This is a genomic window from Bacillus sp. 1A (assembly GCF_052682215.1).
In genome coordinates this window covers 5,211,458-5,232,642 of record NZ_JBQYLZ010000001.1, presented here as the reverse complement: position 1 = coordinate 5,232,642, position 21,185 = coordinate 5,211,458, and the positions used below count along the sequence as shown (strand labels likewise).

The 21,185-nt window shown below is 35.0% G+C and carries 23 protein-coding genes and 3 pseudogenes; 18 read left to right on the top strand and 8 right to left on the bottom strand.

Annotated elements, in window-relative coordinates; translation table 11 throughout:
- Positions 1–172 precede the first annotated feature (172 nt).
- From ACUN0F_RS26780 to ACUN0F_RS26730, 11 genes and pseudogenes are all read left to right on the top strand, one after another.
- Positions 173–934, top strand: a complete 762-nt coding sequence (locus ACUN0F_RS26780) for a group I intron GIY-YIG endonuclease (protein WP_264461842.1) — start codon at positions 173–175, stop codon at positions 932–934.
- 97 nt (positions 935–1,031) lie between these two features.
- A pseudogene (locus tag ACUN0F_RS26775) lies at positions 1,032–2,351 on the top strand (ribonucleoside-diphosphate reductase subunit alpha); the annotation flags it as partial.
- A gap of 154 nt (positions 2,352–2,505) precedes the next feature.
- A pseudogene (locus ACUN0F_RS26770) lies at positions 2,506–3,084 on the top strand (ribonucleotide-diphosphate reductase subunit beta); the annotation flags it as partial.
- A 189-nt stretch (positions 3,085–3,273) separates the two neighbouring features.
- Entirely contained in the window at positions 3,274–4,041 is a 768-nt protein-coding gene (locus ACUN0F_RS26765; RefSeq protein ID WP_445540448.1) for a nuclease, read from the top strand.
- A gap of 137 nt (positions 4,042–4,178) precedes the next feature.
- Positions 4,179–4,574, top strand: a pseudogene (locus ACUN0F_RS26760) (ribonucleotide-diphosphate reductase subunit beta); the annotation flags it as partial.
- Positions 4,575–4,790: 216 nt separating this feature from the next.
- Positions 4,791–5,171, top strand: a complete 381-nt coding sequence (locus ACUN0F_RS26755) for a GntR family transcriptional regulator (RefSeq protein ID WP_000687513.1) — start codon at positions 4,791–4,793, stop codon at positions 5,169–5,171.
- Positions 5,168–5,866, top strand: coding sequence for an ABC transporter ATP-binding protein (locus tag ACUN0F_RS26750; RefSeq protein ID WP_445540447.1), 699 nt, complete (start codon positions 5,168–5,170; stop codon positions 5,864–5,866). Before ACUN0F_RS26755 ends, ACUN0F_RS26750 begins: the two co-directional genes overlap by 4 nt.
- The gene (locus tag ACUN0F_RS26745) at positions 5,863–6,657 is read left to right on the top strand and encodes an ABC transporter permease (protein ID WP_264461844.1); all 795 of its coding nucleotides are present in this window, start codon (positions 5,863–5,865) and stop codon (positions 6,655–6,657) included. The genes ACUN0F_RS26750 and ACUN0F_RS26745 overlap by 4 nt, the downstream gene beginning before the upstream one ends.
- A 14-nt stretch (positions 6,658–6,671) precedes the next feature.
- Positions 6,672–7,574, top strand: a complete 903-nt coding sequence (locus ACUN0F_RS26740; protein WP_000528798.1) for an ABC transporter ATP-binding protein — start codon at positions 6,672–6,674, stop codon at positions 7,572–7,574.
- Positions 7,574–8,350: an ABC transporter permease gene (locus tag ACUN0F_RS26735; protein ID WP_046957087.1), complete on the top strand. Its 777-nt coding sequence runs from the start codon at positions 7,574–7,576 to the stop codon at positions 8,348–8,350. Before ACUN0F_RS26740 ends, ACUN0F_RS26735 begins: the two co-directional genes overlap by 1 nt.
- A 202-nt stretch (positions 8,351–8,552) precedes the next feature.
- Positions 8,553–9,566: a CPBP family intramembrane glutamic endopeptidase gene (locus ACUN0F_RS26730; protein WP_046957088.1), complete on the top strand. Its 1,014-nt coding sequence runs from the start codon at positions 8,553–8,555 to the stop codon at positions 9,564–9,566.
- Positions 9,567–9,594: 28 nt separating this feature from the next.
- On the opposite strand, the gene ACUN0F_RS26725 is transcribed toward ACUN0F_RS26730, so the two are convergent.
- Both ACUN0F_RS26725 and ACUN0F_RS26720 read right to left on the bottom strand, forming a co-directional pair.
- Entirely contained in the window at positions 9,595–9,777 is a 183-nt protein-coding gene (locus tag ACUN0F_RS26725) for a DUF3913 family protein (protein WP_000707107.1), read from the bottom strand.
- Positions 9,778–9,877: 100 nt separating this feature from the next.
- On the bottom strand, positions 9,878–10,330 hold the full coding sequence (locus tag ACUN0F_RS26720) for an Lrp/AsnC family transcriptional regulator (protein ID WP_001175493.1): 453 nt from the start codon (positions 10,328–10,330) through the stop codon (positions 9,878–9,880).
- A gap of 63 nt (positions 10,331–10,393) precedes the next feature.
- Here ACUN0F_RS26720 and ACUN0F_RS26715 point away from each other — a divergent pair, with 63 nt between their 5' ends.
- Together ACUN0F_RS26715 and ACUN0F_RS26710 are read left to right on the top strand one after the other, a co-directional pair.
- Positions 10,394–10,885: a carboxymuconolactone decarboxylase family protein gene (locus ACUN0F_RS26715; RefSeq protein WP_445540446.1), complete on the top strand. Its 492-nt coding sequence runs from the start codon at positions 10,394–10,396 to the stop codon at positions 10,883–10,885.
- Positions 10,886–11,067: 182 nt separating this feature from the next.
- Positions 11,068–11,466, top strand: a complete 399-nt coding sequence (locus ACUN0F_RS26710; RefSeq protein ID WP_000435201.1) for an SseB family protein — start codon at positions 11,068–11,070, stop codon at positions 11,464–11,466.
- A gap of 27 nt (positions 11,467–11,493) precedes the next feature.
- Here ACUN0F_RS26710 and ACUN0F_RS26705 read toward each other — a convergent pair whose 3' ends face one another.
- Positions 11,494–12,414, bottom strand: a complete 921-nt coding sequence (locus ACUN0F_RS26705) for a S66 peptidase family protein (RefSeq protein ID WP_046957089.1) — start codon at positions 12,412–12,414, stop codon at positions 11,494–11,496.
- A 115-nt stretch (positions 12,415–12,529) separates the two neighbouring features.
- On the opposite strand from ACUN0F_RS26705, the gene ACUN0F_RS26700 reads away from it, so the two are divergent.
- Positions 12,530–13,624 carry an NAD(P)H-dependent flavin oxidoreductase gene (locus ACUN0F_RS26700; protein WP_445540445.1) on the top strand — a complete coding sequence of 365 codons (1,095 nt, stop codon included), beginning with the start codon at positions 12,530–12,532 and terminating at the stop codon, positions 13,622–13,624.
- 17 nt (positions 13,625–13,641) lie between these two features.
- Here ACUN0F_RS26700 and dltD read toward each other — a convergent pair whose 3' ends face one another.
- The 5 genes from dltD to ACUN0F_RS26675 form a co-directional block, all read right to left on the bottom strand.
- Positions 13,642–14,817: a D-alanyl-lipoteichoic acid biosynthesis protein DltD gene (dltD, locus tag ACUN0F_RS26695; protein ID WP_046958213.1), complete on the bottom strand. Its 1,176-nt coding sequence runs from the start codon at positions 14,815–14,817 to the stop codon at positions 13,642–13,644.
- Positions 14,814–15,053, bottom strand: coding sequence for a D-alanine--poly(phosphoribitol) ligase subunit DltC (dltC, locus tag ACUN0F_RS26690; protein WP_000807310.1), 240 nt, complete (start codon positions 15,051–15,053; stop codon positions 14,814–14,816). Before dltC ends, dltD begins: the two co-directional genes overlap by 4 nt.
- 68 nt (positions 15,054–15,121) lie before the next feature.
- Positions 15,122–16,288, bottom strand: coding sequence for a D-alanyl-lipoteichoic acid biosynthesis protein DltB (gene dltB, locus ACUN0F_RS26685; RefSeq protein ID WP_000127922.1), 1,167 nt, complete (start codon positions 16,286–16,288; stop codon positions 15,122–15,124).
- Complete coding sequence (gene dltA / locus ACUN0F_RS26680) at positions 16,285–17,799, bottom strand: D-alanine--poly(phosphoribitol) ligase subunit DltA (RefSeq protein ID WP_000770515.1); 1,515 nt, start codon at positions 17,797–17,799, stop codon at positions 16,285–16,287. Before dltA ends, dltB begins: the two co-directional genes overlap by 4 nt.
- 12 nt (positions 17,800–17,811) lie before the next feature.
- Entirely contained in the window at positions 17,812–17,958 is a 147-nt protein-coding gene (locus tag ACUN0F_RS26675) for a teichoic acid D-Ala incorporation-associated protein DltX (protein WP_000440293.1), read from the bottom strand.
- Positions 17,959–18,286: 328 nt separating this feature from the next.
- On the opposite strand from ACUN0F_RS26675, the gene ACUN0F_RS26670 reads away from it, so the two are divergent.
- The 4 genes from ACUN0F_RS26670 to ACUN0F_RS26655 all read left to right on the top strand — a co-directional run bounded on the left by ACUN0F_RS26670 (position 18,287) and on the right by ACUN0F_RS26655 (position 21,096).
- A complete protein-coding gene (locus ACUN0F_RS26670; RefSeq protein WP_264461848.1) occupies positions 18,287–19,456 on the top strand; it encodes a M20 metallopeptidase family protein in 1,170 nt (389 codons plus the stop codon).
- Between the two features lie 226 nt (positions 19,457–19,682).
- Complete coding sequence (locus tag ACUN0F_RS26665) at positions 19,683–19,859, top strand: hypothetical protein (protein ID WP_016088748.1); 177 nt, start codon at positions 19,683–19,685, stop codon at positions 19,857–19,859.
- On the top strand, positions 19,852–20,298 hold the full coding sequence (locus ACUN0F_RS26660) for a flavodoxin (RefSeq protein ID WP_000041147.1): 447 nt from the start codon (positions 19,852–19,854) through the stop codon (positions 20,296–20,298). The genes ACUN0F_RS26665 and ACUN0F_RS26660 overlap by 8 nt, the downstream gene beginning before the upstream one ends.
- Positions 20,299–20,322: 24 nt before the next feature.
- A complete protein-coding gene (locus ACUN0F_RS26655; protein WP_046957093.1) occupies positions 20,323–21,096 on the top strand; it encodes a hypothetical protein in 774 nt (257 codons plus the stop codon).
- The last annotated feature ends 89 nt before the right edge of the window (positions 21,097–21,185 follow it).

Genomic DNA, 21,185 nt, shown 5'->3' with positions numbered 1-21,185 from the left:
TAGCGGCTAACGGTATCAGTTGAATAAGGGGTAAAAGAAAAAGAACCCACGAAGAAGCTGACTAAGAGAGCCTACGGTCCATGTACGTGGATAGCAGGTAATACCGTGCCAAGCTTGAAAGAAATATTACTTGGGTGAAGTGGAATCTTATATTCACCGGAGGCGAGATTCCATGAACTGTGGAATTTATTTGATAATTAATAAGGAAAACAGGAAGTTTTATATTGGTAGTTCTAATAATTTTAAAGTACGATTTAAAACTCATAGAAATCAATTGAATGCTAATCGGCATCATAGTAAACATTTACAAGCAGCCTGGAATTTATATGGTGAGAATAAATTTGAGTTTAAAGGGATAATGAAATTACCAGATGATAAGGACATTCTTCATAAGATAGAGCAAAGTTTATTAAGTCAATATTATGGGAAACAGTATTGCTACAACGGACATCCTATCGCTAGAGGTGGGGCGTTGAGTGGGGAAAAGAACCATATGTATGGGAAAACCCACTCAAAGGAAGTAAAAAAATTTCTTTCTGAAATTAATACTGGGCCTAATAATTATTGGTATGATAAACCTCAACATATGGAGAATATGAGATCTAAGATTACTAAACGATTTCATGGTAGAAAACATACTGATGAAACAAAAGAAAAAATGTCTAGATCTCGTAAAGGTAAAAAGCATACAAAAGAAACATGTATGAAGATAAGTAAAGCTCAAAAAAATCAATATAATTCAGGTAGAGAAAAACAAAAAAAGCCAATTGTTATAAATGACATTTACTATGAGTCTTTAGCAGAAGCCGGACGAGCGTTTAATGTACCTGCTAATACGATAAAATATAGAGTACTATCCAATAACTTTCCTAATTATCAATACTTTCAAGAAGGTGTAGAGACTATCGAACGCGCGTCATTAGACGAAAGCTAGTAGAGTAGGCTGGAAATAGGTACCAGTCGAAGTGCAAGGCAACCAGTTACAGGTTGATGATATAGTCCAACCTTCATAGAAATATGAAGACGAGTTGACCAAAAAAATAAATGCTGATGAGAAGAGCCGTATTCAGTCTCTATCAATCGGAATTATCGTGCCAAGTAAGTTCTTTGAGCTAGCTGAGAAAAACGAACCTTTCCATGTTTTCGCGCCTTATACGGTGTATAAAGAATACGGAAAGCATTTAGATGATATTGATATCGATGAAATGTACGATGAATTAATGAGCAATCCGAAAGTGAAGAAGAAGCCGCTAGATATTAGTGCACGTGATATGCTTATTAAAATTGCTATGATTCAGCTTGAGTCTGGTTACCCATACTTAATGTTTAAATCAAATGCAAATAATCAACATCCATTGAAGGATATTGGAACTGTGAAGATGTCGAACTTATGTACAGAAATCTTCCAGCTTCAAGAAACTTCTGAAATAAATGATTATGGTACAGATGATATTATCCGTCGTGATATTAACTGTAATTTAGGATCGTTAAATATCGTGAATGTAATGGAAAATAAAGAAATTCGTGAAGCTGTTCATGCGGGAATGGAAGCTTTAACAGCTGTGTCTGATATGACGATCATTCCGAATGCACCAACTGTGAAAAAAGCAAATGATGAGCTTCATTCAGTTGGACTTGGCGCAATGAACTTACACGGATATTTATCAAAAAACAAAATCGCATATGAAAGTGCAGAAGCGAAAGAGTTCGCTCGTACATTCTTTATGATGTTAAATTACTACTCTATTGAGAAAAGTATGGAAATCGCTAAAGAAAAAGGCGAAACATTTAAAGACTTCGATAAGTCTGATTATGCGAACGGCACATACTTTGAAAAGTATGAAACGACAGATTACAGCCCAGTAACTGAAAAAGTTCAGCAACTATTTGAAGGAATTCATATTCCAACAAAAGAAGATTGGACAAGTTTAAAAGAGCAAGTGAAGAAGAATGGATTATATAATTCATACCGTCTTGCTATCGCTCCGACACAATCTATCAGTTACGTTCAAAATGCAACTTCAAGCGTAATGCCAATCGTAAGTCAAATCGAATCAAGAACATATGCGAATGCGACAACATATTATCCAATGCCGTATTTATCAAAAGATACGTTCTGGTACTATAAATCTTCTTACGATATGAATCAGTTTAAATTAATTGATTTAATCGCAGAAATTCAAGAACATATTGACCAAGGAATTAGTACAATTCTTTACGTTAATAGTGATATTTCAACACGTGAATTAGCACGTTACTACATCTATGCACATAAAAAAGGCTTGAAGAGTCTTTATTATACGAGAACACGTAAGTTAAGCGTGGAAGAGTGCGTAGCTTGTACCGTTTAATGGTATATTGCCATACTAAATGAATAACCCAACAGTATGAGCAGGGTTATGAACCCTGCTCATACTTGGTTTGTTCTACTAAACGGTTAGCTTTTCATTGTTAGATGGAAATTTAACCGTTCAGTAGAACAATAATTGATATAGGGGTGATTCAATGCGCGCTGTTAACTGGAATAAAAAAGAAGATGATTTCAGTTTAATGTTTTGGAAGCAAAACATCGCTCAGTTTTGGACAGAAGAAGAAATCGCAGTATCTTCTGACAAAAATACTTGGGCACAATTATCAAAAGAAGAGCAGATTGCTTATAAGCGTGTATTAGGTGGTTTAACACTTTTAGATACGAAACAAGGTGGCGAAGGGATGCCACTTGTACTTGTTCATCTTGAAAATTTACAAGCGAAAAGTGTATTAGCTTTCATGGGTGCTATGGAAGAAGTACATGCGAAGAGTTACAGTCATATTTTCACAACGTTAGCTACAGAAGAAGAAATTGATGATATTTTTGAATGGGTAGACAATCATCCATTACTTGAGAAAAAAGCTGGTATTGTTACTAGTTACTATCGTCGTTTATTAAAGCCTGAAGTAACGAAAAAAGAGTTATACATGGCAATGGTAGCTAGTGTGTTCTTAGAAAGTTACTTATTCTATAGTGGATTCTTCTATCCACTTTACTTAGCAGGTCAAGGTAAATTGACGGCAAGTGGTGAGATTATTAACCTTATTATCCGTTAACTTATAGCGGCTTTTGGTAGAGATACCAATTGAAAAACCCTTTTAATTGCTGGGAACCCCTATTGTAAATTTATCTGTTTTATTATTGATGAATACATGCATTCAGGTTATTCTCTAACTATCAATAGATGGAAAGGAGAATAGCTGATAGGGCAATCAGCAGCGAAGCCTTTATCTAGCGATAACATGTACGGAATTTACTATTTGAAAATCAATGGAAAGTACTATATTGGTAAAGATGTGCAAGTTTCGAATTTAAAACGAATTAAGGAACATATGTGGATGTTAAAGAGTGGCACACATTATAATAGCTATTTACAAGCAGCATACTGTAAATATGAATTCACTTTAGAATATGGAATTCTAGAGGAGATAGAATGTTCATTGGAAGAATCGAGTGAGATTGAGCAACAGTATATTTGGCAGTATGATTCTTATAATAATGGCTATAATTTAACTTTGGGTGGAGAAGGATTGGGTGGAATTAAGTTCACTGAAGAACAATTAGAGAAGAAAAGACAGCGTGTTATAGGTGAAAAAAATCCACAATCCAAAATTACAAATGCGCAATTTTTTGAGATTGTAGCATTATTAAAGTGCGGAAAGACAAACCCAGAAATTGCTGAAATATATAATCTTCATCCAAATTATGTGTCTTTAATTCGACATAAGAAACGTTTTAAACATCTTTGGAGAAAAGTCCAAAATTATGTGCCAGTTAAATCTGAGCACCAACTGAAAACAAGGGGGCGTGTTACCCTGGAAATGTTTTTGGATATTGTTCAGATGTTACAAGCTGGTGAATCAAATGCATCCATTGAAAGAAAACATGGGTTATCGAGCGGCACAGGAAGCCGTATCAGACATCGAAAACTGTACAAACAGTGGTGGGTGCGATACGTAGATAAAGGAACGTTCAACGACTATCCCAATGGCGGTGAAATTCCGCAATAGGAGTAGGGCCAAGCGGTGGGTGAGAATCCCTTAAATCGAAATGGAGGGCTACCTGAAAAGGTAGATGATATAGTCTCTTCTTGCAGGAAACTGTAAGCTGTTAAATAACGGTATAGGTGTAGCGAACCTATATGAAGGTAAAGGATGAGTCAATTCACGGCGTATTCGTCGGTATTTTAGCACAACAACTCTTCGTAGAACTTTCTGCAGAAGATCAACAAGAAGTGCAAAAAGAAACGCAAGAGTTATTAATGGAACTATATGAAATTGAAATGGCATACACAGAAGAAATTTACACTTCTATCGGTCTTGTAGAAGATGTAAATCGTTTCGTTCGTTACAATGCGAATAAAGGACTTATGAACTTAGGGCTTGAGCCGAAATTTGAGGAAGAAGAAATTAACCCGATCGTTTTAAATGGTTTACGTACAGATACGAAAAACCATGATTTCTTCTCTGTAAAAGGGAATGGTTACGTAAAAGCAACGAACGTTGAAAAGTTAGCTGATGATGACTTCGTGTTTGATTTTTAATATATACTCATAAAGAAAAGCTGTCTTATTCATTGATAAGACAGCTTTTCTTTATGGATTTGTTTACATAACACTATTATTTTTGTATAACGAGTTCTGTTTAAAAAGTTCTATCCAGCAAATGGATAGAACTTTTTTGTAATTAAATGGGTATTTACAAATTATTTGTATCGGTGTATTATTTAACTAGTACACCAATACAAAAGGAGGGAAGAAATGAAAATAGAGTTTTCTCCAAATACACCAATTTACATTCAGGTAATGGAATACATAAAAAAAGAAATCGTAACAGGGCATTTATTGCCTGGTGATAAAATTCCCTCTGTACGTGAATTAGCGAGTGAATTACAAGTAAATCCAAATACGATTCAGCGTACATTTCAAGAGCTAGAACGGGATGGGGTTGTTGTAACGCGTAGAGGAATGGGTCGATATGTAACGAATGAAGGGGAGAAAATTATGGAGCTGCGAAAAGAGATGGCGAAAGAATTACTTCATTCTTTTATAGATGGAATGGACAATTTAGGTTTTTCAGAAGAAGAAATTCTTACAATCCTTCGTTCTTCATTACATGAGAAGAGGGAGGAGAGCGAATGACAGAGTTATTAAAAATAGAGAACTTATGGAAGAGATACGGATTAAAAGCAGTGATCCGTGAATTAAACATAGAGATTACGGAAGGGAAAATTATAGGACTCGTCGGAGATAACGGGAGCGGGAAAACGACGTTATTGAAAATGATTGCCGGTCTGCAGCATCCTTCTGAAGGCAGTATTACAATCGCTGGTAAAAAAGTAGGATTAGAAACGAAAGAAATTGTTTCTTTTATGTCGGATAAACCAGTATTTGATGATTGGATGACGGTAAAAGATTCTTTATTCTTCTATCGAGATTTTTATAAAGACTTCGACATTCAAAAAGCGGTAGATACGATTGCAGAATTTAAAATACCGTTAGAAGAAAAAGTTATAGCTTTATCAAAAGGTATGATTGAAAAGCTACAAATTATTTTAACATTTTCGAGGAAAGCAAAGTTATACGTACTAGATGAACCGCTGGGCGGAATTGATCTTGTTTCTAGAGAACACGTATTGAATCTCATTTTACAATTTTATAGAGAAGATTGTACGATACTAATCTCGACTCACTTAATAAATGAAGTTGAAAATATTTTTGATGAAGTAATGTTTTTAAAAGATGGGGAAATTGTATTGTATGAAAATGTAGAAGAGTTACGTTTTCAGAGAGGAAAAGCTGTTACGGATTTGTTTAAGGAGGTGTTTAGTAGATGAAGGCCAGTTTAATATATATGTACAATGCGAATAAAAAACAAATTTTCATTTCGTTATTGTCATTCATATTTATTGCAGCTGTCGCTTTTGTAAGTATGGGGAATTATATTAAACAAGAATCAGGAGAAGTAAGGCAAATGATTATAGTTGCCTTAGTATTCTTAGTTTATATAATTTTTGCGGTATTAGTATTTCTGCAGGCGATGTCTGCGTTTGGGAAAATGACCGAAAGTACATTATTTCGATTAACACCGATATCTGGTAAAAAAATTGTTTTAGCAATATTGTCATATGCGGCAATTAGCTTAATGTGTTTTGAAGTAATAGGTACTATGTTTTTCTATAGCATTTCGATGAAAGTAATAAAAGGTACAGAACTCTATGGATTGTTATTTACCGAAAGTACACTTACGCTAGATATAGTAAAACAATTATTTAGCAGTGTGTTATATGTATTTAATTTATCAAGTGTATTGTTAGTTTTACTTTTTACAGTAGCTGGCGTTAAAGTATTTTCTTTGAAAAAGAAAAAAATGGAGTATGTAATTATTTTCTTCTTATTTTTACTAGTAACGAAAGTAATCAATATGATATATGAAATGCTAGGTGGACTTGCACCTACACCTGCTTTTATAACAAAGTTAGTGTATATAGATGAATCATCAGAAGCAAATGTGTTTCTTTATCCAGAAAAGCTTATGAATTTATATAGTATTGCTTTTTCAATCGGTATATTTGTTTTACTTGTTTATATAACAGGTCGCATAATCGATAAAAAACTAGAAGTCTAAAGGAGGAATCAACATTGGGAAATGTAGTAGTAAAGTTAGAGAATGTTCGAAAAAAGATTGGTGGAACGGAAATTATTCGCGGTTTATCATTTGAAGTTCGTGAAGGGGAAGTGTACGGGTTTCTTGGACCGAATGGTAGTGGTAAAACGACGACAATTCGTATGATGACAGGTCTTATATCAATGACAGAGGGCGATATTACAATTTGTGGTCATAGTATTCGCACGGAGCGTGAAAAGGCGCTAGAGCAAATTGGGGCGATCGTAGAAAATCCTGAACTATATGATTATATGACTGGAATGCAAAACTTAAAGCATTTTGCGAACATGGCAATTACACCAATTAGTAAAGAGCGCATTGCTGAGATTGTAAAGCTTGTCGAATTAGAGCACGCGATTCATAAAAAGGTGAAAACATATTCACTTGGTATGAAACAACGTTTAGGAATTGCACAGGCATTACTTCATCAGCCGAAAATCTTAATTTTAGATGAGCCAACAAATGGATTAGATCCAGCGGGTATTCGTCAAATTCGAGATTATTTACAACGTTTAGCGAAAGAAGAGAATATTGCTGTAATCGTATCAAGTCACTTATTAAGTGAAATTGAACTCATGTGTGATCGCGTCGTTATTATTAAGCAAGGTGAGTTTGTGCAAGAGTACAACTTACACGAACAAGCGAAACACGATGAGACAGTAGTTGTAGCGTTTGAAGTAGATCAAGTACAGAAAGCAAATGAAATCATTAAAGGTAAGATGCAAGGAAATGTAATTGCAGTATCTGTAATGAAAGAGGAAATCCCACAACTTGTAAAACGACTTGTAAATGACGATGTGCTTGTATACGGAGTTACTGTTCAAAATAAAACGTTAGAGGATGAGTTCTTAGCGATTACAGGGGGAGTGAAAGCGTAATGTTTAAATTAATTCAAAATGAATTTTTAAAGTTACATGCGAAAAAAGGTATGTATATTTTAATTGGTGTCATTGCAGTATTGGAGATTTTGGGAGTTTTAGCGATGCTGAAATGGGGAGACGGAAGTGAATTTAAAGGATCATATTTAGATTTTGCAAGTTCAGAGATTGGTTTAATTACTTTGTTTGCAACAATTTTTGGGATTACGATTGCTTCTCGTATGATTACTGATGAGTTCCAAAAAGGTACAATTAAGCAGTTATTAATCCGCCCAAGAAAACGAATTACAGTTTTATTCTCTAAATATATTACAGTGTTACTTACTATAGTATTTATCATATTTGCTAGCACTTTAATTGCAATGATTATTGGCGGAATTGTAATGGATGGTAGTAAAACAGAATTAACGGTAGGAATCGTAATGAAATCTACTTTATATCAAGTACTTTCACCGTTCTTCTTTGCGACACTTGCATTTTTCTTAGCAAACGTATTTAGAAAGTCTGTATTACCATTAATTATTACGATGTTCCTCTTCTTTTTACAAGGAGCAATTAATATGGTATTAATGATGTTTGCAAAAGGTGTAGCGAAATTCGTAGTGTTTTTCCATTTGAATTTAAGTGTGTACGATAGCAATAAATTAGTAAGTGGCGGAATGGAACCAACATTTACAGAGTTTACATTTACAACTTCAGTATTACTTGTAGCTGCATACTTTGTTGTATTACTTGTAGCATCAAGTGCATTATTCCAAAAACGTGACGTATTATAATAAAAGAAATCCCCGCTTGTAAAAACGGGGATTTTTATTACATAACTTTCTCCTAAATGGCAACTTGAAGAACAGTGATATGGTATTTTAAGAGATATGTTGTTTGAAAGTAATTGAGAAAAATAGGAGGAATTTCGACTATATTCAAATTATAATTTAGTTATCCGACCATTTGTTTTTATTATCTTTGGGGGTGTTCTACATGCATTATGCATTTTCACGCATAAGACTACGCAGTTTTTTTGGATGGATGATTATAGGGTTGTTTCTTACGATGATTCCATTAGATCTAGCAAATGTTTCTGAGAATGCGCTAGAGGTTATTTCACAAATAACTGTATTTTTTGTATTTCCATTATTTTGGTTATACGTAAAAACAAATAAAAATAATGTTGTGTTTAACAGTTTTTTTGATAAGCCAGGACGTTTACCGTGGGGATTAATTGTATTAGCAACGATAATGGGAATGATTTTTTCAGTTGGTATATCTCATATTCAATTTTACATATTAGCACATACGTTACCGAATTTCTTAGTTACAATGTTAGAAGACGTAAATGTTATTAATACGAGTAACATATATATGACGATATTTACTTTCATTTCAGCATGTGTATTAGCACCTATTATGGAAGAGGTTATTTTTAGGGGCTTCTTTTTACAGCGAATGGCTCATAAATGGGGAATTAAAAAAGCTGTAATCATATCTTCACTTATTTTTGGTTTAGGACATTTTGATGTTATTGGTGCATTTATGTTTGGTGTTGTAATGTGTCTTTTATACATAAAGACGAAAAATATATGGACGAATATCGCTGTACACGCTCTAAATAATTTGATTGCAACGAGTATGCAATTTGTCGGTGGAGAAGAGAGTAGTGCAATTTCAATTCTTGAATTACAAGCGCAAAGTAATTTATGGATCGGTATCGGTCTGACAGTTGTTGGATTCCTTTGGTTAATTCCTTACGTTTGGAAGCAATGGCGTACAGTAAAAGAAGTAGGTGTGCCACCAGTACGCTTTATAAATGAGGAAAAAGTGGTGAGTGCATTACAAGAAAATGAAGTGTATAGTCAAGTGATCGTAACAGATAGACTGATGGCTGTAGAGCTACCAGATGAGGCTGTAAATAAGCTTCGATTAGAAGAAAATGATTATGTAACAGTATCTGTAGAAGAAGATAAAATTGTAATAAAGAAAGCGCGTGATAGATAATTAAAAAGTAGCTCTTAGGAGCTACTTTTTAATTTGTAATAATTTCTACACGAAAATTATTACCGTTCTTTACATATTTAATATCTGTAACAGTACGGACTGTTTTTAAAATCTCCACTTTTTCCCCAATTCGTGGGATAGTCGGAACATTGTCCCAAATGCCAAGTAAGTCATCTAATTGTGCCGTTTTTTCATAAAACCAGATTTTCAATGTAAAGCCCCTTTCCCGAACTTTATGTATTTTAATACATAATATATTATTTTTATTCTTAATGTAAGGGGTTTTTAAATGTTTTTTGAATAAAAATAAATTAATTTTCTGGGAATATATGTTCAATGTCCGGAGTAAGAGATACTTCTGATAATACGATATGAGAAACTGTCGTTGCATATGAAGAAACATCATTGATAAAATCTTCAAGTTCAACGAGTGAAGGAACAGAAATTTTTACAATGTAGCATAAGCTTCCTGTTACTCGGTAACAAAAACTTGCAGATGGATAAGACTGAATAAACTGTTGCATACGTGTTGTATCACCATTTTTTAAAGTGATTTCTAAAATACAATCTAAAACAAGTCCTGCTTTTTTATAATCGATATCAATTGTGTACTTTTGAATCACGCCTTCACTTTCAAGTTTGCGAACACGTTCTGCAGTAGACGGAGCAGATAAGTTTACTCGTTTCGCCAATTCACGCATGGAAAGGCGACTATCATTATATAATTCATTTAAAATCTTTCGATCGACACGGTCTAGTTGCATTTGTAAATATACCTCCAGTAAAATAATAATTTTTGTAAGGGAAAAATATAAATTAAGATTCATATGAAATGTAAAGTGAACTTTATTTATTTTACAATAAAACAGAAGGAAATAGGAGGGGAAATAATGGAGAGAATTTCATTATCAAATGTAGAAGTTACAAAGTTTCAAAAGTTATTAGGGCATAATCCAGATCTATTACATTCATGGAGTATGGTAGAGAATACACTGTATAGTAAAGGAACTCTGTCGGCAGAGCTAAAGGAGCAAGTAAGAAGAACATTAGCGTACGGGAATGAATGTCCGTACTGTATGGCAAAGGGAAGACCTGATGATATGCAAAAGGTAGAAGAAATGAGTGTAGCAGTTACTTTTGCACATACATTTGTTCATGATAAAAAGGCAATAGATGATAATATGTTTCATGCATTGAAACAATATTGGACGGAAAAAGAAATTGTAGAGCTTTGCGCTTATATTTGTTTTATCACTGCGTCGCAACAACTTGGTTTTCTGTTTCAATTACAGCCAAATGAAGGAGAAAATGATGAATAATCAAATAGCACTTATTATAATTGATGTACAAAAGGCGTTTCAACATGAAGAATTTGCTACGATTGTGACGAAAAAAGAAGTATTAAAATTATTTTAAGAAAATAATTGCGAATTATGTAGAAAAAAATAAGAATATTTCGTATAATCTAAGTACAATCATTTTGAAATAGGGGTGGCATCATATGGAGCAAATTCCGGTAAAGAGAATAGAAGAAGTACTTGTTGTAGCAGGGGACGATAAACAGAAGCAAAAGGAATTTTATGAATTGCTCTTATCTACTGAGTTTTATGTTGCTGGTTCACTAGAAGCAGAGGACGGGGCAACAGAAGGAATACTTCGTTTGCGTCATTTCCAAGGAGAGGGTAGATGGATCGTTCCGTTCTTTACACAAATGGAATTTGTAAAAGACGTGTTGCCAGAAGGAACGCCCCTTATTACGATACGTGGAAAAGAATTATTTGGTAGCATTGAGAAAGATGCTACAGCAGTATTAAATGTTGGCACTGATATAAGTAAAACATTTATTCCAGAAGAAGTTGCAGATATCGCATCTGGACGAATTTTTAATTATTATAAATAAAAGGAAAAGCGGAATCGCTTTTCCTTTTTAATTTGAATACGGATTGGCTACGCCAGAAGAAATAGAGAGTGTTTTATTATTTGTATTTATTGTCGCTGTAGCTCCAAGAGGAATCCCGATGTTTGGGCTTATATGTCCAATCGGTAAACCGAATAGAACAGGTATATGATATGGTGCGAAATATTCATATAGTATTGTTTGCAATGATTGAGATGGTTTAGAAGGAGTGCAGTCGTGACAACTTGTAAAAATAACACCGCTACATTCATTAAACTTGCCAGATAAAAGTAGCTGATTTAACATACGGTCAATGCGATACGGTTCTTCCCCAATGTCTTCAAGCAATAAAAGTTTATTAGCCGTATTTATCTCATAGGGTGAGCCAATTATACTCGTTAATACAGTTAAATTTCCTCCCGCCAATGTGCCTGTAACTGTACATGGAGAGGTAGGTACGATACATTCTGAAGCAGATAAGATGGTTGAATACGGATGGAATAGTTGATTGAAAGAAGATAAAGAAAGAGAATCTACACCTTTACCTAGTTCTTCAACCATTGGACCATGAAAAGTAACAAGCTTTGCATAACGTGAAAAGGCCGTATGTAAAGCTGTAATATCGCTATATCCCCAAAAGATTTTTGGATTCTGCTGAATGATTTCATATTGAATGTGAGGGAGGAGACGAGCACTTCCGTAACCACCTCGTGCACAGAAAATGGCCTTTACTTCATTATTTGTAAATGCTTCATGTATATCATCGAGCCGAACTTGATCACTTCCAGCTAAATATCCATATTTCTCATAAACACTCTTCCCGATTACTACAGATAAACCCATTTCTTGTAATAGGGTTACCCCTTTTAATACATTTTCAATTGTTGGTGGGCCGGACGGTGCAATAACCATTACTGTATCACCTTGTTGTAACGCATTTGGATATATCATTGTTTTTAGCCTCCTTCCTTTTCAATATATTCGCTTCCTATGAAATTCAACCCTTGTAAAAGAAGGGGAAAGTTTGTCAAATAAAGAAGATATAAGGGGAATAGGAGGAGAAATGATGTTTACAAGTCGCGTAATAGATCTATTACAAATTAAGTATCCCATCATTCAAGCAGGTATGGCAGGTGCGATTACGACGCCTGAGCTTGTTGCAGCTGTAAGTAATAGCGGAGGACTAGGAACGCTTGGAGCAGGCTATATGAGCTCTGAGCAAATTCGTGAAGCAATTAATAAAATAAGGGAACGAACTGATAAGCCTTTCGGTGTTAATTTACTGTTAACGAAAGAGATACAGATAGAAGAAGAGAAAGTAAACTTGGCAAAGGTATTACTTAGCGGAGTGAATAGAGAATTCGGTATAGAGGAAGAAGAGACGATAAAGCTTCCAAAAAGCTATAAAGAACAATTACAAGTGTTAGTAGAAGAAAACGTACCAGTCGTTAGCTTTGCATTTCAAACGTTAGAAAAAGAAGAAATAGATGACTTAAAAAGAAGAGGAATAAAAGTCATCGGAACAGCTACTCATGTGAGAGAGGCGAGGGTGCTTGCTGAATTAGGAGTAGACATTATTGTTGGTCAAGGTAGCGAGGCAGGAGGGCATAGAGGAACGTTTATTGGGAAAGAACAGGAAGCTATGATTGGGACGTTTGCATTAATTCCACAGTTAGTAGCAGCAGTCCCGCATATCCCAATTGTTGCAGCAGGTGGTGTAATGAACGGACAAGGGCTTGTTGCGGCATTTACACTGGGGGCAGAAGCTGTTCAAATGGGATCAGCCTTTTTAACGAGTAAAGAAAGTATTACGCATGATGTGTATAAAGAAGCAGTTTTACATAGTACAGATACGAGTACAACTGTGACCCGTGCGTTTTCCGGGAAATATGCGCGGGGTATTCGTAATGAATTTATAGAGAGACATGAAGGGAAAGAAGAAGGGCTTCCGATGTATCCAGTGCAAAATGTATTAACCTCTAAAATACGCCAAGAAGCAGCAAAACAAAATAAAGGAGAATACATGTCGCTTTGGGCAGGGCAAGCGTCATCGTTAGCACGAATAGAATCAGCTCAGCATGTAGTGGAGCGAGTGATGAAAGAAGCAGAGAACGCAATCGAACAATTACAAAATATATATAGAAAAAGACCACTTGAATAATTCAAGTGGTCTTTTCGTTAGTTTGCTTTATAAAATTGTTGGATGGCCTCATCGATATAAACCCAGCCTTTCCAACCTAAGTGCATATGATCTTTTAAGAAGTATTTATCATACTCATGATTTGAGAAGTCGGCAATTGGATAGCCAGCTTTCTCAATTTGCTCATGAACTTTCTTGTAGTACAATTCGCGACGTTCTTTCGGGAAGCCAGCGTAATCGTACCAAGGACCTTTTACAGGAACAGAAATGAAGAGTGGTTTTGCACCAGATTGTTTTAATAAATCAAGTACAATTTGTAAATCTTCATATTCTGGCGATTGATCATAAGCATCATTTTTTAAGTAGCCTTCACGTTGCTTCAATTTCTTCTTAATTTTGCTATTGAAGTAATTATCTTCGATACCATATTCGTTAGATCCTGATTCTACTGCACCAGTTTGATCTGCATGTTTACGAGCCTCGTCCCAATTCATTTGTTTTAATGAAGGGTCAAGTTTTTCTTTATGCGGTTTAATATCAAACATTGCTGTAAATAAATCTTTACGATCTAAAATGTTACGATAAATATAAGCGAAAGGTTTAGCAGCAAGTGCTTTTACTTTATGCTTTGTATCATCATAAACGATACCTTCAAGCGAAATTTTTAGTAAAGTTTCTTTCTTGACGATTTCAAAGTTTAATAAACGTTTTGCAATTTGCTTTTTCATTTCAGGCTTTAAGTCATCATTGAAAAGCAAGTGATAGCCTTGTTGTTTTGAAAAGTTAGGTGCAAAGTGTGTTTCATCAATACCTTGTGGTACAAACCATTGAGGAGAAAGAACGAATACCATTTTCTTATCCTTCAATTGATCCATAGTAGATGCAAAGTTTAACACATGTACAAGGTCTTGTGTTCCTCCGCGTCCAAGTAGGAATGGTGTGAACCCTTCAGGCTTTACTTTGAAATAATTTGATGGATGGAAAGCATCCATACGTGCGAATTCCGATGAACCGTACATCGGAAGGTATTTCGGGTCTGCTAACATCTTTTGCTGTAATATCATACTTTGAATCTTTTCTTCTTTTAAAGAAGTGGCAGCTTGTTCTACTTTTTCATCACTTAAAAGTGGAAGTAGGAAGCGCGTTGGAATAAGTAAGAATACAGCAAAAAGGGCCAATGCTAAAAGCATCGGACCAAATTTTGCTTTGTTCATCGGATTTCTTCCAACTTCTTAATAACCATGTTTGGTGTAGCCCACTCGTCACGGTCAAAATCAGAAATAGAAACTTCAATATCTAAACGCTCTTGGAATTCAACTAATAAAGATACTACAGCGAAAGAATCAAGAATACCTTCTTCAAATAATTGAACATCTAAGTTTTCTTTCACAATATCGTTTTCACATACTTCTTCTAAAATATCTAATACTTGCTCTTTAAATTCTGCCATTTTTAAAATCTCCTTTATATCCGAAATATATTATATGTGCAACTTCTTACTAGTATAAGAAGGGTGCATTAAAAGTATCTGTTAAGGTGTCCAGAGAAAATTAGGAAACCGAAACATACAACGTGGAACGTAATTACAATCGCAAGGACATGTGTAAATTTATTGTTTGGCCAAAACTTATGCTTCTTGTTTTTTCGCTCGAAAATATCGAATAAAATAAACAGTGCGGCATGGTATAGACCATAAATAACATACTGCGCAACAGCGCTTCCTTGGATGTGCCAAATTCCCATGATGAAGAAGTTTAAAAATGCACCGATATACGAAATTGTGTAGCGGTTTTTAATTAACTTTTTCTTCGTTGCAAAAAAGACGAAACGCATGTAAATAAAATCACGGAACCAGAATGATAAACTCATGTGCCAGCGATTCCAGAAGTCTTTAATGTTACGACTAAGGAATGGCTTATTAAAGTTTTCAGGAGTTTTAATTCCCATCATGTAACTGATACCAATTACGAACGCACTATAACCTGCAAAGTCAAAGAATAATTGCATGCTAGTAGCGTACATAAAAATCGCATTAGATAAAAGTGTATCTTGATTGGCGAATACTGCCTTTACAAGATATGTTGTTATCAAGTGCGCAATTATAAATTTATACAGAAAACCTTGGAAAATACGGTTAAGCCCTGTATATAGTAACTTTTGATATTCCTCAGCGCTAGGTGGCTTTTGGATATCTTTTTGGAATCTACGGTAACGATCGATAGGTCCACTTGAAATCGCAGGGAAGAATAAAACGAATTCCCAGAAATTAAAGAAGGAAAGTTCTTTAATTAAATTATCACGAACTTCAAAGACCATTTGTACTGCTCTAAATGTTACGTAAGACATACCTGCGAAAACAATAAAATGTAATTCAGGCACAAATGGTGCGATTTTTGCCAAAATAAGTGGCAAAATCGATAAAATAACAGCTATACAAAACATGAATGTACTATTATTTTGTTTTCTTAAAATTAAATAGCCTTTAATTAGGGCATATTGCCAAATAATAAATGCGGCTAACATAATCGCTTGCTTCGGTTTATCCGAGAAGATAATAGCAATCATGACTAATGTTAAAACGGCATTATATTTACGCAACATTTTACCTTTTAATCCAGCTATGATAGTAGGTATTAATAAAATGCCCACTATAGCGAAAAAATAAAATGATCCATATGCGGTCATGCTGTAACCTCACTCAATAATTTTTTGCGATCTACCTTTCCATTTGGTGTCATTGGAATAGAAGATTGATACATGAATTTACGTGGAATCATGTAGTTTGGTAATCGCTCATTGAGTTCTTTTTTAATTGCAGATGTTAGTTTGAATTCTTTTTCAAATGAATGTTCTCCAGGAACAACAACCGCTAATAAATAATCGTATTTCTCACCTTTTTTAATTGGAACGATAACTGCTCCTTCTACGTAAGAACACGCACGAAGGTGATGCTCAATTTCTTCTAATTCCATTCGATAACCATGCAGCTTAATTTGGAAATCAAGACGACCATTATAGAATAGAAGACCATTTTCAACATAGCCAGCATCACCTGTTTTATAGGCGCGCTCACCGTCAATCATAGTAAATGCTTTTTCTGTTAATTCAGGGCTTCCTAAATATCCAACGCTTACGCTTGGACCGACAATTACGATTTCACCTTTTTCACCATCAGGTGCAATCGTACCATCTTCTTTCATAATAAGAAGGCGGCAATCTGATTTACAGTAGCCAACTGGAAGTGATTTGTATTGATCAAGCACTTCTTCTGTAACGTGAATACCTGTTACAGCGACAGTAGCTTCCGTTGGACCGTACGTATTCATAATTGTCGCTTTCGGGAAACGCTCAATTAATTTTCTAGCTACTTCATTTGGTAACACTTCACCGCAGAATAAGAATGTTTTCATGTTCGGTAGCATACTCTCAGAGAAAGATGCTTCCATTAAACACATTTCTGCGAAAGATGGTGTTGAAGTCCATACTTGTATATCCGATTGCTCTAAAGAAGCAAACAAGTCTTTTGGACGTGCAATCATATCTTTATCGATTGCCCAAAGTGTACCACCTGTTACTAATGATGGGTAAATATCCATGACAGATAAATCGAATGAGAAAGGTGCTTGGTTTAAGAATACTTGCCCTGTTTGTAAGTTGAAATCTTCTACAGCCCATTTTGTAAAACTTACAAGGCAGTTATAAGTAATCTGAACCCCTTTCGGATTACCTGTACTTCCTGATGTGTAAATAATGTAGAAGTTCTCATCACCTTTTACCGCATGTTCAGGATTTGGAGTGTTCCCTTTATGAGTAAAGAAAATATCTTTTAAGTTGTCTTCACTTACAATGCGAACTGGTAAATCAGTTACAGTTACTTCAGTTCCTGATAAAAGTAGTTTCGCACCAGAATTTTCAGCGATACGTTGTACACGATCAGCTGGGATAGATAAATCTACAGGAATATAAGCATGTCCAGCTTTTACACATCCTAAAAAGTTAATAATCATTTCAGGTTGCATATGGCCATACACCATAATTGGTGAACGATCATCTGGATACGCAGAAGAAATCCAATGTGCTAACGCATCAGAATCTTCCTTTAATTGTTTGTACGTAATTTTCGCATCTCGCCAAACAAAAGCAGTTTGATCAGGCGTTTCAATAGCCCACTTTTCAATTTGTTCTAATAACTTCATAACGTTCCCACCCTAAAATTCGTTGTAAATAAATGTACTTGTGTTTGTATCATGGAATCCATACAACCAAAGCAATGCAAATAAAATTGCAAGGTAATAAACCGTCTTTGCAACCCATTGTGTGAGTGGTCGAGACCATATCTCTTTTAATCTTTCCATGTCTTTCCCTCTCTTAATGAAATGATAGCTCTTTGTAGGTATCATGTCCTACATTATTGTGAAAAAAACAAAATCCCACATTTTAGGTAAAAATAAGTCAAAAGGCTCTTTTCTGATATTAGCACTAAATACTAAAAAAGAAAATCCCTAACTTAGCAATTATATTACATTCAGTATGAATTTGTAATGGGTTTGACATGTAAATAGGAAGTGGATTGTGTGAATGTATAAAAGTGGTCTGGGAGAATGTATAGAAATGTAATATTTGTTTGAGTTTTTCATAGTTAATGTATGAATTGTTAAAGTTTCATAAGAGGAGGAATTTCTGATGAAGAGGATGTGGAAGGATCTTATTTCAGAAGAAAACATTATTAAATGGAGACAGCATTTTCATAAATATCCGGAATTATCATTTCATGAAAAAGAAACTTCACAATTTATATATGATACATTATGTTCATTTTCTTCTTTTGAAGTAACGAGACCGACGAAGTATAGTGTACTAGCAATTAAAAGAGGGACGGGACAAGGGAAAGTAGTTGCGATTCGAGCTGATATAGATGCTTTACCAATTCAAGAGGAGACAAGGAAATCTTATACGTCTGTGAATAAAGGAATGATGCATGCATGTGGGCATGATGCTCACGCAGCTATTTTGTTAAGTACAGCAGAGGTGCTATCAAATATAAAGGAAGATTTTGTAGGTGAGATTCGTCTCTTCTTTCAGCACGCAGAAGAGGTGTATCCTGGCGGGGGACAAGAAATGGTTGAGGCAGGCGTGATGGATGGTGTTGATTATGTAATAGGTTTACATGTTATGTCAGGACTTGAGAGCGGGAAAATCGGAATTGCGTATGGACCGATGATGGCGGCACCGGACGTATTTACAGTTGAAATTCAAGGGAAGGGAGGGCATGCGGCGAGGCCAGAAGAAACGATAGATCCTATTGCTATCGGAGCACAGATTATTACAAATTTACAACATATCGTATCAAGAAATACAAGTGCTTTCATGCAAAGGGTCGTTTCAGTTACACAGTTTCATGGGGGAATAGCTGATAATATTATTCCTAGTGCAGCAACTTTAATGGGAACTGTGCGTTCTTTTAATCAAGCGTTAAGAATAGAAGCAGAAGAGAAAATTGAGCAAATCGTGAAAGGAATTACAAAAGCACATGGAGGAAAGTATACATATACGTATCGATATGGATATGATCCGGTTATTAATGATGAATATATTACGAAAGTAGTAGAAGAAAGTGCACTACATTTGTTTGGGAATGAGCGTGTTGTGAAGCTGGAACCTTCTATGGGAGGAGAAGATTTTTCAGCATATTTAAAAAAGGCACCGGGTTGCTTCATTAAATTGGGGACGGGGAATGAAAAGATCGATACTTGTTATCCACATCATCATCCAAAATTTGATGTAGATGAAGCAGCTTTAATTTATGGAGTGGAATTATTTGTAGAGACAGCAATAAGACTACTAAAATCATAGAAAAGTATAAAAAAAGGCAACTGCGCTCTATCGCAGTTGCTTTTATTTCTTTCCGTCAGAGAGGGCTGAGAAAGAACTATGCTCATTTATAGTATATGAATAGCTAACGGACAAGCTTGTACATTTTAATCATTTTTTTAAAAATAGTTATTGACATTGATAATCACTGTCAATTAATCTAAGGTTAGTTGAAATTGATAATTATTATCAATAGGATGGGTGCGACATGTTAATGAGAAAAAAATTTCACCTTCTGCGGAGGGGATTAAAAGATAAAAATAAAGATGTTGATCAGCATATGGAATGGCAACGAAATGTAATTCGATCTGAATATGTAGATGAGAAGAGTACACTTCCAACAGAAAAAGAGATACAAGGTAAAAGGAGAGATTCAGTTGAGTAAGTTAGTAATGATTTTTGCAAGTATGAGTGGAAATACAGAGGAAATGGCTGATCATATTGCGGGTGCAATTCGTGAAACAGAAAATAAAATTGAAGTGATCGATATTATGGACTCACCAGAAGCTTCTATACTAGAACAGTATGATGGAATTATTTTAGGAGCTTACACGTGGGGAGATGGTGACCTTCCTGATGATTTCTTAGATTTTTATGACGCAATGGATTCTATTGATTTAAATGGGAAAAAGGCCGCAGTATTCGGGTCATGTGATTCAGCTTATCCGAAATACGGCGTGGCGGTTGACATTTTAATCGAAAAGCTACAAGAGCGCGGAGCTGCAGTTGTGTTAGAAGGACTAAAAGTAGAATTAACGCCAGAAGATGAAGATGTAGAAAAATGTTTACAGTTTGGAGCTGAATTCGTGAAACACCTTTCTTAATGGCAGAAGGGAGATGAAGAGCAAGTGCACGAGAAAATCTCAATCAAAACGATGACAGATTATCATTTGTATGATTTTATGCGTTGTCCGCATAAATTTTATTTTCGTCATATAAAAAGAAGAGAACCTTCTTCATTTGAATGGCAACAAATCGCACAAATGATTGTGAATCAAATTATTAACGAGTATTACACGCTACCCGCAGGCCAACAAACGAAAATCGTACTTTTAATATTAATAGAAAAGTATTGGAAAAGAGTAAGGATTAATATGTTCGCTTCGAAGACGGAGTATTATATTGTGTTAGCGAAGCTAACGGATCACTTATTACAGTTTGTTGAAAGAGATGATAGTCAGACACCGCCGTTATTTTTATATGAAAAATTTCAAACATATATGGAAGAGTTAGGCGTCCACATGTCATTGACATTAGAAGTTGGTGAGTGGAGTACTGAGTCGTTTGTAATTAAAAAGTATGTTGTCGATGCGGATGAGGAAATGCTTGCTCTTTGTCAAAAGTTAATGACAGTATTCAGTTATAAAGCTTTCGGTATTCTTCCTGGAAAAATTGAAGTTATTAATTTAATAGAAGGAACTAAGTATGAGTACATTCCGAAACAGGAAGATATTATAACTGGCATGGCTGATTTATCTAGAATGAAAGAAATGTTGCAACAACCTGAGCATTATACAGAGCGTCATTTTCGTTCTGAGTGTATGAGTTGTGCGTTTCGTAGTGAATGCCAAAGGGAAGAAGTAAAGAAAGAAGCGAAGCAGAAGAAAAATATCGTACATTAAAGGATGCAATTTTGCATCCTTTTTTGTTATTGACATGAAAAGCTTTTCATCATTTACCGTATATTTGTAGCAGATTTTAATAAAGGGAG

Excerpts from the sequence above, each read along its gene's own strand:
- ACUN0F_RS26780 (WP_264461842.1), top strand. The coding sequence starts at position 173 with ATGAACTGTGGAATTTATTTGATAATTAATAAGGAAAACAGGAAGTTT.
- ACUN0F_RS26670 (WP_264461848.1), top strand. The coding sequence starts at position 18,287 with ATGAAGAGGATGTGGAAGGATCTTATTTCAGAAGAAAACATTATTAAA.
- ACUN0F_RS26755 (WP_000687513.1), top strand. The coding sequence starts at position 4,791 with ATGAAAATAGAGTTTTCTCCAAATACACCAATTTACATTCAGGTAATG.
- ACUN0F_RS26750 (WP_445540447.1), top strand. The coding sequence starts at position 5,168 with ATGACAGAGTTATTAAAAATAGAGAACTTATGGAAGAGATACGGATTA.
- ACUN0F_RS26715 (WP_445540446.1), top strand. The coding sequence starts at position 10,394 with ATGAAATGTAAAGTGAACTTTATTTATTTTACAATAAAACAGAAGGAA.
- ACUN0F_RS26735 (WP_046957087.1), top strand. The coding sequence starts at position 7,574 with ATGTTTAAATTAATTCAAAATGAATTTTTAAAGTTACATGCGAAAAAA.
- ACUN0F_RS26720 (WP_001175493.1), bottom strand. The coding sequence starts at position 10,330 with ATGCAACTAGACCGTGTCGATCGAAAGATTTTAAATGAATTATATAAT.
- ACUN0F_RS26745 (WP_264461844.1), top strand. The coding sequence starts at position 5,863 with ATGAAGGCCAGTTTAATATATATGTACAATGCGAATAAAAAACAAATT.
- dltC (WP_000807310.1), bottom strand. The coding sequence starts at position 15,053 with ATGGCAGAATTTAAAGAGCAAGTATTAGATATTTTAGAAGAAGTATGT.
- dltB (WP_000127922.1), bottom strand. The coding sequence starts at position 16,288 with ATGACCGCATATGGATCATTTTATTTTTTCGCTATAGTGGGCATTTTA.
- ACUN0F_RS26705 (WP_046957089.1), bottom strand. The coding sequence starts at position 12,414 with ATGATATATCCAAATGCGTTACAACAAGGTGATACAGTAATGGTTATT.
- ACUN0F_RS26765 (WP_445540448.1), top strand. The coding sequence starts at position 3,274 with ATGTACGGAATTTACTATTTGAAAATCAATGGAAAGTACTATATTGGT.
- ACUN0F_RS26675 (WP_000440293.1), bottom strand. The coding sequence starts at position 17,958 with ATGGAAAGATTAAAAGAGATATGGTCTCGACCACTCACACAATGGGTT.
- ACUN0F_RS26730 (WP_046957088.1), top strand. The coding sequence starts at position 8,553 with ATGCATTATGCATTTTCACGCATAAGACTACGCAGTTTTTTTGGATGG.
- ACUN0F_RS26665 (WP_016088748.1), top strand. The coding sequence starts at position 19,683 with ATGTTAATGAGAAAAAAATTTCACCTTCTGCGGAGGGGATTAAAAGAT.
- ACUN0F_RS26710 (WP_000435201.1), top strand. The coding sequence starts at position 11,068 with ATGGAGCAAATTCCGGTAAAGAGAATAGAAGAAGTACTTGTTGTAGCA.
- dltA (WP_000770515.1), bottom strand. The coding sequence starts at position 17,799 with ATGAAGTTATTAGAACAAATTGAAAAGTGGGCTATTGAAACGCCTGAT.
- dltD (WP_046958213.1), bottom strand. The coding sequence starts at position 14,817 with ATGAACAAAGCAAAATTTGGTCCGATGCTTTTAGCATTGGCCCTTTTT.
- ACUN0F_RS26700 (WP_445540445.1), top strand. The coding sequence starts at position 12,530 with ATGTTTACAAGTCGCGTAATAGATCTATTACAAATTAAGTATCCCATC.